Source organism: Rickettsia koreansis, assembly GCF_046532895.1.
Taxonomy (GTDB): domain Bacteria; phylum Pseudomonadota; class Alphaproteobacteria; order Rickettsiales; family Rickettsiaceae; genus Rickettsia; species Rickettsia rickettsii.
Genome location: NZ_WHLZ01000003.1, coordinates 39,335 through 53,795, shown reverse-complemented (window position 1 = coordinate 53,795; position 14,461 = coordinate 39,335). Strand labels below are relative to the sequence as shown.

The following is a 14,461-nucleotide window of genomic DNA, read 5'->3' as shown; positions in this document are numbered from 1 at the left end:
AGATGTTTGCAGTAATAGTTGTTCCTATTTCAAAACAATCTTATAATTTGCAGCAAAGAAGAGCAAAAATAGATTAATTTAATTTTCCTTCACAGAACCTAATATATTGTTTTTCGCTTATAATTCGCTACTATAGTAAACTCAGCTCCATTTTATGAAAAGCGTAAGGGTATAGCCTATATATTAATAAGCAAGACAACGAACAACGAAGTACAAAATGGAGATCAGTAGATAAATGATCTTTGTTTACCTTATTATATGCCTCTACAGCTTCTATAAATTCTTCTTGATTGAAGGTAACACTCTCCTAAATAATATTGTGCTTCTTGATAATAATTAGAGCTTTTGTGTATTTTACTATACATGTCTATAGCTTCTTTATAATTTCTCATTCCTAAAATAATTATTTCCTTCCGTAAGATTTGGATGAGCCATGGTTCCTCCGTATTTTAATTAGATTTTTTTATAAAAAAGTATATATTATCATGAAATATGATTCTCATGTTTCGTGGTAATATATATCTAATAAATGTGCAAGAGGTTTTGTCGTCATTGTGAGGAAAAATTGTAAGTTTTGATTAAGCAATCTAGTTAAAAATACTAATATTATTAGTATTTTTAACTAGACCCCGTGGACAAGCCACAGGGTAACAATTAGGAAACTGGTCCACGCAACAACGTCTATGCGGGAATGACATAAGAGCAGGCAATGAAGCAATCTTATTGTAGGAATGACATTATTAAAGCTCAGAATCAAATATTTTTATATCACCGCCTAAAGACGTTTCTTCATCAAGTCCCTCAAGGGCAAAAGTGCGAAATATACCTGATTTAGAAGGAGTATGTTCTAACCTAGAGCCTGTGTTAGGTTTTTCAGTTTCAACCTTAAAATCAGAAACATAGCCCTCGTTTTCTACTACAGTATTTGTATTTATTGGAATTTTCTTTCCGCTAGAATAATCTTCTAACAGTGCTTTAATTTCTGCGAAATTTTGTAAATCTTTAGATAGTTGTTTTTTGAATTTAGAAAATTTTTGCTTTATTTGTTCTGATGATAAATTCTTATATCCGTCATAATGTGATGATATACTTGTTTTTAATATCCTCTCTAATATATATTGGTGGTTAGGATTATTAGCTTTGTCACACAATGTAGAAATCTTAGTGATTTGGGTTAGTTGACACGATACATCGCTATGTAAGTTATCTTTTTCCCATCCTTTAACATTATAGTTAGCACCGTGTTTAAGTAAATATTTTACTATTGTGATCTGCCCATACTCTGATGCAAGCATTAAAGGTGATACATCTGTATTGCCGTTAATCGTTGCCCCTGCATCTAATTTTTACCGCATTTAAATTACCGTATATTATTGCTACTGTTAGAGCTACATCTAAATTAGCATTTTTAGATAAAAGATATTTTGAATTTCTTTTCTATTTTTTAAATTTGCGGTGCTTAATGGTGTGTTAAAACGATATTCAGTATTAACATCAAAACCGTATATTTCAACAAATTTTTTAATTACTGCAAGCTTATTTTCTTTTATTGCTTTAAAAAAGATTTGCTTATGAAGATCGTTTACATTTTGACCACCTTGTGCTGCTTCTTCTAAGGTTGTATTTAAATAAGTTGCTCCTTTTATTAAAAGATCACATGTAATGTCTATATAGACATTACATGTGATCTTTTAATATTTGTAAGGTTCTTCCAAACCGGCAGTAACATTTAGTGTATTAGAACCATAATGACTAAAATTTACATTCGCTTCTTTTTCTTCTACAAAATACTTTACTAAAATTAAACTTTTATTGTGTATTGCTTGTATTAGGCTGGGATTAGGTTCAAACGTAAGATGATTAAGTAAATATTCAGCTTGTGCATTATTGTTTTTAAGTGCAAATTCTAATGCTTTGTATTGCCTTGCGATGTAAGGTCTTCCATGAGATTTATTTTATTTAAATTCGGATTATCTAAGCTAGCTATAATCTTTAATTTTGTCCCGTCTTTAGGATGAAAAACGTATCAAAATATTGTTTTAAATACCCTAGAGTTATTACATTTTCTGTTTTAGTAGTTTCCGGCTTAGTAGTTCTTTTAATTTGAGAACCCCCTGGAACTGTGTGTGGAGGAGTTGTGCATGATAATTTACCTTAAATTAATTTATAGCATGCGTACTATAGATTAATCTAAGTAAATTATCAATATCTTAATTGATAGTAAAATAATTTACGATTTCTTAACTTTAAGTTGTATTTGATGGTTCTCTAATTCTACTTTACTTACATAATCAGGCGTGAAATTTTTAGCAAACTCGCCTAAAGTTTGTTCTTTAATAAAGTCTCCATAATTATCAATTATCTTAGATAAATCAAACTCGCTTATTATCTCAATTAAAATCCTGTCAGTGATAGAGAAATCGGCATCTTTTCGAGCCTGTTGTATAAAGCGTACAATGTCTCTTGCGTATCCTTCTGCTCTTAACTCAGGTGTTAGCTCTAAATCAAGTATTAACAAGCTACTATTATTCTCAAAACTTGCTGCTCCTTTGATATGTGAATACGGCTCTAAAACTAGCTTATATTCGTCACTATTTAAGGTTTCACCGCATATAGCTAAACCGCCTGCGATAGCTTCCCACTCACCTTTTTTAGAAGCGGCTATAATCTCTTTCATTTTATGCGGCAAACGTTTACCAAGCATTGGGAAATTAATCGATAGTTTTTTGCTTGCGTAATTCTCTAGATCGTCACGATAAATTACTGCCTTAACATTAATTTCATCTTTAATTAAATCTTCAAAATCTTTGAGGTTGTTATTATGTTTACTGATAATAGCTATGCTAGCAAGTGGCTGCCTTACCCTGATATTTTCAGTGCTTCGGATAAATAGGCTATTACTGCAAATATCAAGCACGTTATCCATATTAGCAACCAGCTCGTGATTTATTTCAAAGTCTGAGAGAGTAGGGTAGTTGCAGAGATGTACGCTAATCGCGTCATTGCGAGGCACTGAAAGTGCCGTGGCAATCTTATTAGATACTCCTGAAATTGCTTCGTCAAGATTTGTGTCTTTCCTCGCAATGACGTTTGATTTTCCTGAGAGTACCGTGTCGTTACACTCCTCACAATGACGTAATCCCTTATATATCGCTTCCGAAATTATAGGCACTAGTGCCGACATCGCAATAGCCATGGTGTCTAAACATGAATATAGAGTATTATAAGCATTTTGCTTATCTGTATCTTTTTCGCTTTTCCAAAATCTAGTTCGGCTTCGTCTTATATACCAGTTATTCAACACTTCAAAAAATTCTGAAACTGCATGATAAGCTGTTTGCGTATCGAAATTATCTAAGCTCTCTTCAATTTTTTGTACGGCTATTTTAAGCTTAGATAATATATAAACATCAAGTACGTTTTTAGAGCTAAAATTAAGCTTGCCTTTAAGCGAATCAGCATTAGCATACATCGTAAAGAAATGGTAAGCATTCCATATAGGTTTGATAAATAGACGAAGCGTATCAAATACCATTTTGCCGTCTTTATCAATTAATAGCTCCTGACCTTTAACAACGTTTGAAGATAACATCGTAACTCTTAAAGTGTCAGAGCCGTATTTATCAAATAGCTCCAGCGGATCGGCGTAGTTATTAAGACGCTTTGAAAGTTTTTGACCTGTAGCGTCTAAAATTACGCCGTGGCATATACAGTTTAAAAACGGTGGGCGATCAAATAAAGCGGTAGATAGCACCATTAAGGTATAAAACCATCCGCGTGTTTGAGCTGAATACTCAATTATAAAATCAGCCGGAAAATGATCCTCAAACCACTCTTTATTTTCAAAAGGGTAATGGGCTTGCCCATATGGCATTGAACCGCTTTCAAACCAGCAATCAAACACGTCTTCTATTCTACGCATTGTTGATTTACCGGTTGGATCGTCGGGATTTGGTCTTGTCAGTTCATCGATAAACGGACGATGTAAATCAGTAACTTTAACACCAAAATCTTTCTCTAATTCCTCTATAGAGCCGTAAACGTCTATGCGTGGATATTTTGGATCATCGGACTTCCATACAGGCAGCGGCGTTCCCCAGAATCTATTACGGCTTATCGACCAATCACGAGCATTTTCAAGCCACTTACCAAATAAATTATCTTTAACATGGAAAGGTATCCAGTTAATTTGCTGATTTAACTCTACCATTCTATCTTTAAACTGCGTAACCTTTACGTACCATGACGGAACAGCCTTATATATAAGAGGCGTATCTGTTCGCCAGCAATGAGGATAATTATGAATATACTGCTCGGTTTTTAGCCAATTTCCTTGCTCTTTCAGTTTGATTATTATTTTGTCATTTGCATCAAATACTTGTAAGCCCTCTAAATCAGGAATTTCTTTAGTGAATTTACCGCTATTATCAACAGGACAAACAAGCTCAATACCTTTCGATTCACAAAGTATTTGGTCATCTTCACCAAAGCCTGGAGCCATATGTACGACTCCCGTGCCATCACCCTCAACTACGAAATCGCCTGCAAAGATCTTGAAGCTGTTTGGATGATTTTCGAAATAGTCGAATAAAGATTTATAGTTCAATCCTTGAAGTTCTGAGCCTTTAATTATCTCAAAATTTTCTTCACCGCTAAGTCCTAATTCTTTAGCATATTTAGAGACGGAAGAGGCAGCTATTATATAACAAATATCATTTTTAGGGACTAATGCATAATCTATATCACTACCGACTGCTAAGGCTAAATTTGACGGCAATGTCCAAGGTGTCGTCGTCCAAGCGAGTATACGGTATTCTTTAAAAGATCCTGTGGTCGTAGCCATGGGATGACATAGTACAAAACTCACCGTTACAGCTTTATCGGCTCGCTCACGATAAGAATTATCAAGTCTTGTTTCAAAATTAGAAAGCGGTGTTTCGCATGCCCAAGAATAAGGCATTACCCGCATAGATTCATACAATAACCCCTTATTATATAACTCCTTAAATGCCCAAAGTACGGATTCCATAAAATTCTTATCCATCGTTTTATAAGAATTTTTAAAATCCACCCATCTTGCTTGACGAGTTACATATTCTTCCCAATCATTAGCATATTTCATTACCGAAGCTCGGCAATGTGCATTAAACTTCTCTATACCAAAATTAGCTATTGCAAGACGTCCTGAAATGCCAAGTTCTTTCTCTGATTGCATTTCAGCAGGAAGACCGTGACAGTCCCAGCCAAAGCGACGTTCGACTTTCTTACCTTTTACGGTTTGGTATCTAGCATATACGTCTTTAATAAAGCCGGTAAGCAAATGACCGTAATGCGGCAAACCGTTTGCAAAAGGTGGGCCGTCATAAAAAATAAATTCTGACTCTCCGTTCCTATCATCAATAGATTTTTGGAATATATTATTGTCTTGCCAAAATTTTAGTATCTCTCGCTCTAAGCCTGCAAAATCAGCATTCGAGCTAACTTCAGGATAATATTTAGTATTTGTCATTATTTTAGAAATTATTTTTAAAAATATCTTAATTATATGCAAGAGAGGTCATAATACAAGAATTTTTAAGGTATTTAAGAAAGTAATAAGGTGTATTACAGATTAAAAGATGATATAGAAATTTTGTCTAACTCAATTCATTTCACTATTAGTTACTACCTATCGTTTCAGCTTCATAAGCCGATAATATTTGTGCTTCGTATCCTAAATACTTCCACTCTTCATTTAAATATTTAAACATTACTTCAACTCTAGTATATTTTGTTAAATCGCTAAGGCACTGTGCTTTAGAATCACTTTCTAATTTATTACTTAAGTTTAGTAGGAGCTTTTGTTTTTGCTCTAAATTAATAGTTTTAAGAGCTAGCAAAATCGCAGATTTTAAATATTAAATTCTTTATTGTTATCTATATACTATTAATATCTTCATTATATTTCACTTCGTTAAATTTTTTCACTTGAATCTCTTTATACTCAGGTACATTCTTATTCTTTATCGTCTCTTTCTCTATCCGTGCTTTTTTATAAATTGGCTCATAGCCCTTAATTTGCATTCATACGTTATAATTTAATAGTTGGATATATAAATTGGTTTTGCTAAAGAAATATCATCATAAGTTTTTAATTTTTTCCTAGGTGGATAAGTATATATTGGCTTCGGCTCGATTTGTTTAGTTTCTTCTATAAGCTCTTTGTCTAAATATTGTTGTTCTTCGGTATAGGCGATGTCTTTTAAACCTACATATTTCTTTTCTGTTTTATAAGAATAATATTTGTCATCATTTATCTTCTCTTGAAGATCTAAATTATAATTATTTTTATACGCTTTAGCAAGTTCAGAGAAAAGTATCTTTAGTGTTTTTGAATTTTCACCGAAATAACTTATAGGGATAACTTGATTATTAACTAATGTTCTATCATGTTCTTTATTAGAACATTCTTTTTTAAATTGAGTTTTCATATTATGTGAATTAGCGAATCAAAACAATATTGCAACTTAATTGTAAGCTAGCCCAAGCTTTGTCTGCTGTATATATCGGATAATTTTTCCTGTCCTTTTTCTTCCGCAAGTAAAGCCATCAAGGAAGAAGAATCAAGAATTATTGTTATGAGAAGACATTATTGGGTTACAAGTTAAAATTTAGAATTTTCTTTATTCGCTTCTTGATATTTCTGCTTTAAAAATTCATCAACAAATGATTCTGATTTAGAACCATGTTGTTTAAACAATGCTTGAGCTTCTTTTACAGCCTTATGACAAGTGATTAAATGTAATTCATTATTAACTTTATTTATAAGTTTCAATAGCATTTTTATATTTGATATGGAGTTAATATTACCCATTAAGCATATCTACGTAAACATTCTAACTATGGGGATCTTTGAAGGGGCGAGTAATTTTTTCATCTGTGAGAAAGTTTTTACTATATTTGCTACGGCAGTCTCAATCAATTTATCGGTTTCAATATAATTTTCCGATTCGTCTTGGATATAAAAAAGAATAGATGAAACATAAACCGAGAGCAATAAGCTTCTTTTGGTATAATAGTTAAAATCAAAAGATTTATCACCGGCATAACGCCAAATAGCATCACAACTACGGAATGCAACTTCAGTTCCTTGTATTGGATTTAATGCAAAATAAGCGGCATTCTTACTATGAATAATAGGAAGTACGGTTTTGACCCTAATCTTTACGGCTAAAGATATTTTTTCTCTTATTTTTGATGGTTCTGCTATTATCTTTAAGCTTTCTAGCATAATATTATCTAAATACTCTTCCAAGAATCCTACTATTTCGGATAAACCTTCTGGAAAAACTATTAAGCTATAGCCTTTTGCGAAACCGCATTTTTCTTCTGCTTCTTTGAGTAGTTTATTATTCCATTCATTAAACGGTAATAATTCTAATAAAGATTGCACGAAGCTTATTTTTTTGATATGGTGTTCTTCTTGAATGCTCATATTTTTAACCTTGACATATAACTGAATTATAGGGTATAGTTCAATAAACCACAATATCTTTTAAGGAGAGTAATTTTAGTGATATTAGTAAATGTTCACGCCGGTAATTGTGATAATACGCTTAAGAATTTTAAGAAAAAGCTACAAAGAGAGCTTTATTTTCGTAAGATGAAAGAACAGCGTTATTATGAAACACCTTCAGCGAAGCGTGTTCGTAAAGCACAGGAAGCAGCAAGAAGACAGAGAAAATTTGCTCGTAAAAAAATGTTTGATGAATAAAATTGCAAACAATTTTCATACTAAATATAAAGCTAGAAATATATAATATTTCTAGCTTTTTTTATTGTCATCTAGTTGCTTGACCATGTGTTGTACGAACGTTCAAGATGTCATTCCTGCGAAAGCAGGAATCCAAAAAATAGCCATACAAAATTTTACGTATTTGATGAAATAAATATAATAAAAAAAACAAGTTTTTATATGTTTGACTGGATTCCCGCTTTTGCGGGAATGACATAAAAACAATCAATGCAACAACACCCCGCTTTTGCAGAAATGACAATAAGATACTTAAAACTTGAAATATTTTCAATTAGCTTTTTTTTATGTTATAAAGAACTGTTATAGTCATATAAACAGTATCTATGCTTAGTTATCTTAAACAAAATTTACGTTCTTATTTTTCTAGTAGAGTACTAATTTGTACTTTAGCAACAGCAGCTATTATTTTTGCTTGTGCTACTTTTTATGTGATATCTTTAGAATCAAAGAATTTTAGTACGATTATTGGATTTTTATTAGTTGATTTAGTAATTTTTTTAATTTTAGGTGTTTTACTAACTCAAAAATTTTTTACTAAAAATAATGATAACGATAGTTCTAAATTACAAAAGCGTATTGTAATTGCCTTTAGTTTAGTTGCAGCTATTCCAACTATAATTGTTTCGGTATTTTCTGTTTATTTTTTTAATCTTAGTGTTCAAGCTTGGTTTGATAAGAAGATTTCTACGGTTCTTGATCAATCTGTGATAGTTGCAGAATCTTATATTGCCGAGCATAAATTACAGCTAAAAGAAACGGCTTTAGCCGTTGCTGAAGATTTAAGCGATATGTATTACGATTTAATTCACAATCCCGCTTTATTTACTAAAACACTTAATACTGAAGCAGAGATGCGTTCGCTTGATGAGGCTATAGTTTTAAACAAATCTACTAATACTATAGTAGCTAATAGTTATTTAAGTTTTTCATTATCATTTGCAACTATCCCTGCACATTTAATTAAAAAAGCGGATTTAGGTGAACCGGTGGAAGTAAAATCCGATCCAACCACAATAAGGATGCTGATTAAATTAAAAGAGTATAATGATGTGTATTTATTAGTTGGTAGATTAGTAGATAATAAAATTATCGACCATGTAGATGCAACTAACGGAGCAGCTGCCGAGTATAATAGCCTTAAAAATGAAATAGATAATATACAGATTAAGTTCTCTATAATGTTTATCTTTATTGCCTTATTACTGCTTTTTGTAGCTATAAGTTTCGGGGTTATATTTACTGCTAAAATAGTAAAACCTATTAAAAAATTAGTTACTGCAACCGATAACGTTAAAGACGGCGATTTAACGGTACAAGTGCCTGAAAATGAAGTAGATAAAGACGAAATAGGCACGCTTTATGTGGCATTTAATAGAATGATTAAGCAGCTTTCTCGCCAGCAGCGTGATTTAGTTATAGCACAGAGGGCTATGGCTTGGTCGGATGTTGCAAAAAAAGTAGCCCATGAAATCAAGAATCCGTTAACTCCTATTTTACTTGCTTCTGAAAGATTGCTGAAGAAATTTAGCCCTGAAATTAAGGAAAGGGTAGAATTTGAAAATTATTTAAAAATGATTATTCGCCATACTAACGATATTAAAAATATAGTATCCGAATTTGTTCTTTTTGCACGTCTTCCTGCTCCTAAATTTACGAAGAGTGAATTAGTTTATTTAGTTAAACATATTGTTGAAGCACGTAAATTACTTAATGATAATATTTTGTATAAATTTGAGTCTAACGTAGAACAATTTGATTTTATGTGTGATGCTACCCAAATAAATCAAGTTATGATCAATTTATTGAAAAACGCAGAAGCGTCAATAGAAGGACGAGAATCCGGGAAAATAGAAGTTACTATAGATGTTAAAGACGATTTTATTAGCGTTGTTGTAACGGATAACGGTAAAGGATTCCCGCCTGAGCTAATAGGCAAAGCTACTGAAAGCTATGTTACGACCAGCAGTAAAGGTATGGGAGTAGGGCTTGCTATAGTTAAAAGAATAGTCGAAGAACATTGTGGCATGCTAGATATAGCAAACAGAGAAGCAGAGGGAGCAATAATCGATATAAAATTTGATTTAAAAGAATTGGATTTAAAGGCTAAGCGTTTGGAAATGTAGGATTTTACTGGAGGATGAAGTTCTGAAAGAAAATTTAGAACCAATTATTTATCACCTAATATGAACACAAATCATAAACAAAAAGCAAAGTTATGAATGTAGAAATCACGGAGTTTTTAGCAAAAGAGCTTATTGCAGAACAATCCCCTAAATGGTTTCATTTACCTATCAAACCGGTTGAATTTAGTGGTCATGATAATAGGACCTTTCATTTAGGCGATGAAATGTTAATTAGATGACCAAGTGCAGCAAAATATGTAGGTGCGGTTTCAAAAGAACACAAATGGTTACCAATATTAGCACCTAACTTGTCATTTCATATCCCTAAGCCTTGAGCTTTAGGTAAATCTTTAAAAAATTATCCTTGGAATTGGTCAATATATCAATGGATTGAAGGAAAAAGTGCAAATAGCTTTGATACTAGTAGCTTAAATTTATCTCTAATTGCTTCTGATATAACAAAATTTCTAAATGAATTACATAAGATTGATATAATTGATGGACCTGTTCCAGGTACTCATATAACTTTTGGTGTGGAGGTGATCTTGCAGATTATGACCTTGAGACAAAAATAGCAATTAAAAATTTAAAAGATTTGGTTGATGCAGATAAAGTTCTATCTGTTTGGGAAAAAGCATTAAAATCTCAGTGGAATAAAAAACCTGTATGGATTCATGGTGATTTTGTAAGTGGTAATATTATTGTAAAAAACGGTCAGCTTAATGCAGTAAGCGATTTTGGAGGTATGGATATTGGTGATCCTGCGTGTGATTTGGTAATAATTTGGACTTTTCTGCAAAATGAAGCAAGAGAAATTTTTAAAGAACAGCTAGCATTAGATGATGATACTGGGGCAAGAGCACGAGGTTTGGCTTTGTAGAAAGCTTTAATTGCTCTACTAGATGGTCTTTATGCTGTTAAGAATTTACAAATTATTCATGATATTTTATATGAGCATGAAAAATTATGATTGAGATAGCTATTTATAAATACTATATCAATGAGTAATAGACATCTGCGAAGTATATAGACTAGATTTTAACTAAAGTTTTATAATTATTATAAACCGTTAAAGAAGGATCTAAATCTAGATATATAGAACAAAAATAAAAAAAATAAAATAATTTCAAAATTGTAGTTGACATAGCTGATTATATTGCATATAACTATACCTACACAAAGCGATACATGAAAAAAAGTCGCAGCTGTTTTTAAAAGTAAATAATTAGATATAGATAGTGACAGTAAACATGTACATATCACAAAAGTGATAATTAAACCTGTCAATTTTTAAAGTAAAACTGACAGAATCAAACTTGAGAGTTTGATCCTGGCTCAGAACGAACGCTATCGGTATGCTTAACACATGCAAGTCGAACGGACTAATTGGGGCTTGCTCCAATTAGTTAGTGGCAGACGGGTGAGTAACACGTGGGAATCTACCCATCAGTACGGAATAACTTTTAGAAATAAAAGCTAATACCGTATATTCTCTGCGGAGGAAAGATTTATCGCTGATGGATGAGCCCGCGTCAGATTAGGTAGTTGGTGAGGTAATGGCTCACCAAGCCGACGATCTGTAGCTGGTCTGAGAGGATGATCAGCCACACTGGGACTGAGACACGGCCCAGACTCCTACGGGAGGCAGCAGTGGGGAATATTGGACAATGGGCGAAAGCCTGATCCAGCAATACCGAGTGAGTGATGAAGGCCTTAGGGTTGTAAAGCTCTTTTAGCAAGGAAGATAATGACGTTACTTGCAGAAAAAGCCCCGGCTAACTCCGTGCCAGCAGCCGCGGTAAGACGGAGGGGGCTAGCGTTGTTCGGAATTACTGGGCGTAAAGAGTGCGTAGGCGGTTTAGTAAGTTGGAAGTGAAAGCCCGGGGCTTAACCTCGGAATTGCTTTCAAAACTACTAATCTAGAGTGTAGTAGGGGATGATGGAATTCCTAGTGTAGAGGTGAAATTCTTAGATATTAGGAGGAACACCGGTGGCGAAGGCGATCATCTGGGCTACAACTGACGCTGATGCACGAAAGCGTGGGGAGCAAACAGGATTAGATACCCTGGTAGTCCACGCCGTAAACGATGAGTGCTAGATATCGGAAGATTTTCTTTCGGTTTCGCAGCTAACGCATTAAGCACTCCGCCTGGGGAGTACGGTCGCAAGATTAAAACTCAAAGGAATTGACGGGGGCTCGCACAAGCGGTGGAGCATGCGGTTTAATTCGATGTTACGCGAAAAACCTTACCAACCCTTGACATGGTGGTCGCGGATCGCAGAGATGCTTTTCTTCAGCTCGGCTGGATCACACACAGGTGTTGCACGGCTGTCGTCAGCTCGTGTCGTGAGATGTTGGGTTAAGTCCCGCAACGAGCGCAACCCTCATTCTTATTTGCCAGCGGGTAATGCCGGGAACTATAAGAAAACTGCCGGTGATAAGCCGGAGGAAGGTGGGGACGACGTCAAGTCATCATGGCCCTTACGGGTTGGGCTACACGCGTGCTACAATGGTGTTTACAGAGGGAAGCAAGATGGCGACGTGGAGCAAATCCCTAAAAGACATCTCAGTTCGGATTGTTCTCTGCAACTCGAGAGCATGAAGTTGGAATCGCTAGTAATCGCGGATCAGCATGCCGCGGTGAATACGTTCTCGGGCCTTGTACACACTGCCCGTCACGCCATGGGAGTTGGTTTTACCTGAAGGTGGTGAGCTAACGCAAGAGGCAGCCAACCACGGTAAAATTAGCGACTGGGGTGAAGTCGTAACAAGGTAGCCGTAGGGGAACCTGCGGCTGGATTACCTCCTTAAAGACTAAATTAGTATATTACTTATACAAATATAAGTAATTACTCAGTCCAAATATTTACTGTCACTATCTTTAACTAATTGTTTGCTTTTAAGACTATAATTTCTTTTCTTGTTTCAATTGCCTATATCTCTTCTCAAAAACAAATACTGTTTTGTCTAAAGAAAGAATTAAAGTAATGAGTAACAAAACTTATTTGCTTGTATACTCATTAGACTTATTGCATATACTCCTTTTAAAGGTAGTTTGTCCACAGAATCTAGTAATGCTTGACATATTTTATAGTAACAATATCTTTTTATTAAAATTTTGGAGATATTTAGATTAACTTATGAAAATTGCTAAATTACAGGCAAAGATACTTTTTTCAGCATTAAATAAATGGAATAACGCCGGTTTACTTGGATAATACAACTATATTACTTAAACACGATATAGAAATATTAAATTTTGATTGGAAGAAATTAGCTAGATATTCTTTTTGGGTTTCTTGAATATGTATAGTTAATGCTATTTTGTCTGATCGTTATCTACACGAATTATTAGAATATATTTTTAATGTTTTAATGCCCCGTATCTGCCGAAATTTATTACCTTATCAACTTTATCGGGAATAATTTATTTTGTTGGTTTTAAAAGACAGCAACAAAAACCAGAGAAAATTTTTAGCAATGGGGCAGTATTATTTTGAGGGGGGTCTTAACCACTGTTTGTGCTATTTATCAACTAGGAAAAGCATTTGATTCAGGGAGTGGACATTTTTCCATTTTATTGCTTTTATCTTTTATTGTTTATGCCATATTAGGATATTTCTCTAAATCAAATTTAATTTGGTGCGTTGCTTTAATTGCACTAGGTAGTTGGATGGGAGCAGAAACCGGGTATATGTCAGGATGGGGAGCATATTACTTAGGTATGAATTATCCATTACGTTTATATTATTTGGAGGAATATTAGCATTTTCTGCTCTTGCACTAGAAGAAAATAAAACATTCAATCATTTTACTCAAGTAACTCTTGTAGTTGGTTTATTATACTCATTTATTGCAATGTGGTTATTATCAATATTTGGAAATTATGATCCTGAAGATTATTACTTAAAGCCGGTAAAGCCGATAGAATTATTTCATTGGTCTTTATTATGTGTCTTAATGGTGTCTTAATGTCTGGAGTAGCTATTTATCATGGTTCAAAACAAGATAATTCGGTAACTAAAGGATTCGGGGTTACTTTTTTATTTATTAATTTATATACAATTATATACAAGATTTTTTGAATACAACTCATAAAGCAGTATAAAGCAGTATTTTTACAATTCTAGGAATAAGCTTTTGGTAGCTTGGAAGTAAAGCAGAGAAAATTTGGAATCTTAAAGTTCTGCTTTTGTAAGGCACGTATATATTCAGATAGAACTTAAAAAATTGGCAGCAATGTCTTTGTAAGTCCTCGAATGCCGAACATTTCATAACTGCTGTTGTTTCTTGTCTGTGGCCTCTCTGCTCTTGTTAGCTATAAATTATAAGTTTTTTTTGAAATAGGATATATCCTCTCAAAAATATTATTAATTTTCGCTAAAAAATTTCTTTAATTATCACAATTAAAGTTATGGATAAAATATATGAATTACTTAGGATATGGTGGTATTGCTCTTGGAACAATACTTGCATAGTAATATCATTTAATGTGAATAAATCAATATTAGGGGCTATCATTCATGCATGGATTTTTTGGAT

Annotated in this window: 11 protein-coding genes, 1 rRNA gene and 2 pseudogenes; 6 read left to right on the top strand and 8 right to left on the bottom strand. The window is 33.5% G+C overall.

The features are described from left to right. Nucleotides 1–1,100 precede the first annotated feature (1,100 nt). The 8 genes and pseudogenes from GCO76_RS06925 to GCO76_RS06890 form a co-directional block, all read right to left on the bottom strand. Nucleotides 1,101–1,295, bottom strand: a pseudogene (locus tag GCO76_RS06925) (hypothetical protein); the annotation flags it as partial. 164 nt (nucleotides 1,296–1,459) lie between these two features. Beyond that, a pseudogene (locus GCO76_RS06920) lies at nucleotides 1,460–1,802 on the bottom strand (hypothetical protein). 428 nt (nucleotides 1,803–2,230) lie between these two features. After that, nucleotides 2,231–5,509 (bottom strand): isoleucine--tRNA ligase, encoded by a 3,279-nt coding sequence (ileS, locus tag GCO76_RS06915; protein ID WP_410956662.1) that lies wholly within the window; start codon nucleotides 5,507–5,509, stop codon nucleotides 2,231–2,233. A gap of 148 nt (nucleotides 5,510–5,657) precedes the next feature. Beyond that, complete coding sequence (locus GCO76_RS06910) at nucleotides 5,658–5,879, bottom strand: hypothetical protein (RefSeq protein WP_410956661.1); 222 nt, start codon at nucleotides 5,877–5,879, stop codon at nucleotides 5,658–5,660. A gap of 37 nt (nucleotides 5,880–5,916) precedes the next feature. Continuing rightward, nucleotides 5,917–6,063, bottom strand: a complete 147-nt coding sequence (locus GCO76_RS06905) for a hypothetical protein (protein WP_410956660.1) — start codon at nucleotides 6,061–6,063, stop codon at nucleotides 5,917–5,919. A gap of 14 nt (nucleotides 6,064–6,077) precedes the next feature. Continuing rightward, a complete protein-coding gene (locus GCO76_RS06900; protein WP_410956659.1) occupies nucleotides 6,078–6,470 on the bottom strand; it encodes a hypothetical protein in 393 nt (130 codons plus the stop codon). A gap of 173 nt (nucleotides 6,471–6,643) precedes the next feature. Beyond that, nucleotides 6,644–6,853 carry a hypothetical protein gene (locus GCO76_RS06895; protein ID WP_014014586.1) on the bottom strand — a complete coding sequence of 70 codons (210 nt, stop codon included), beginning with the start codon at nucleotides 6,851–6,853 and terminating at the stop codon, nucleotides 6,644–6,646. Nucleotides 6,854–6,862: 9 nt separating this feature from the next. After that, on the bottom strand, nucleotides 6,863–7,474 hold the full coding sequence (locus GCO76_RS06890; protein WP_014014585.1) for a COQ9 family protein: 612 nt from the start codon (nucleotides 7,472–7,474) through the stop codon (nucleotides 6,863–6,865). A 78-nt stretch (nucleotides 7,475–7,552) separates the two neighbouring features. Here GCO76_RS06890 and rpsU point away from each other — a divergent pair, with 78 nt between their 5' ends. The 6 genes from rpsU (at nucleotide 7,553) to GCO76_RS06860 (ending at nucleotide 13,891) form a co-directional block, all read left to right on the top strand. Beyond that, nucleotides 7,553–7,753 carry a 30S ribosomal protein S21 gene (gene rpsU / locus GCO76_RS06885; protein WP_012148483.1) on the top strand — a complete coding sequence of 67 codons (201 nt, stop codon included), beginning with the start codon at nucleotides 7,553–7,555 and terminating at the stop codon, nucleotides 7,751–7,753. 365 nt (nucleotides 7,754–8,118) lie between these two features. Then, on the top strand, nucleotides 8,119–9,918 hold the full coding sequence (locus GCO76_RS06880; RefSeq protein WP_410956658.1) for a sensor histidine kinase NtrY-like: 1,800 nt from the start codon (nucleotides 8,119–8,121) through the stop codon (nucleotides 9,916–9,918). Nucleotides 9,919–10,010: 92 nt separating this feature from the next. Further along, nucleotides 10,011–10,157 (top strand): hypothetical protein, encoded by a 147-nt coding sequence (locus tag GCO76_RS06875; protein ID WP_012151101.1) that lies wholly within the window; start codon nucleotides 10,011–10,013, stop codon nucleotides 10,155–10,157. Between the two features lie 356 nt (nucleotides 10,158–10,513). Then, nucleotides 10,514–10,798 (top strand): phosphotransferase, encoded by a 285-nt coding sequence (locus tag GCO76_RS06870; RefSeq protein ID WP_410956657.1) that lies wholly within the window; start codon nucleotides 10,514–10,516, stop codon nucleotides 10,796–10,798. A 432-nt stretch (nucleotides 10,799–11,230) separates the two neighbouring features. After that, a 16S ribosomal RNA gene (locus GCO76_RS06865) occupies nucleotides 11,231–12,729 on the top strand. An 892-nt stretch (nucleotides 12,730–13,621) separates the two neighbouring features. After that, complete coding sequence (locus tag GCO76_RS06860; protein WP_410956656.1) at nucleotides 13,622–13,891, top strand: hypothetical protein; 270 nt, start codon at nucleotides 13,622–13,624, stop codon at nucleotides 13,889–13,891. Nucleotides 13,892–14,461 lie beyond the last annotated feature (570 nt).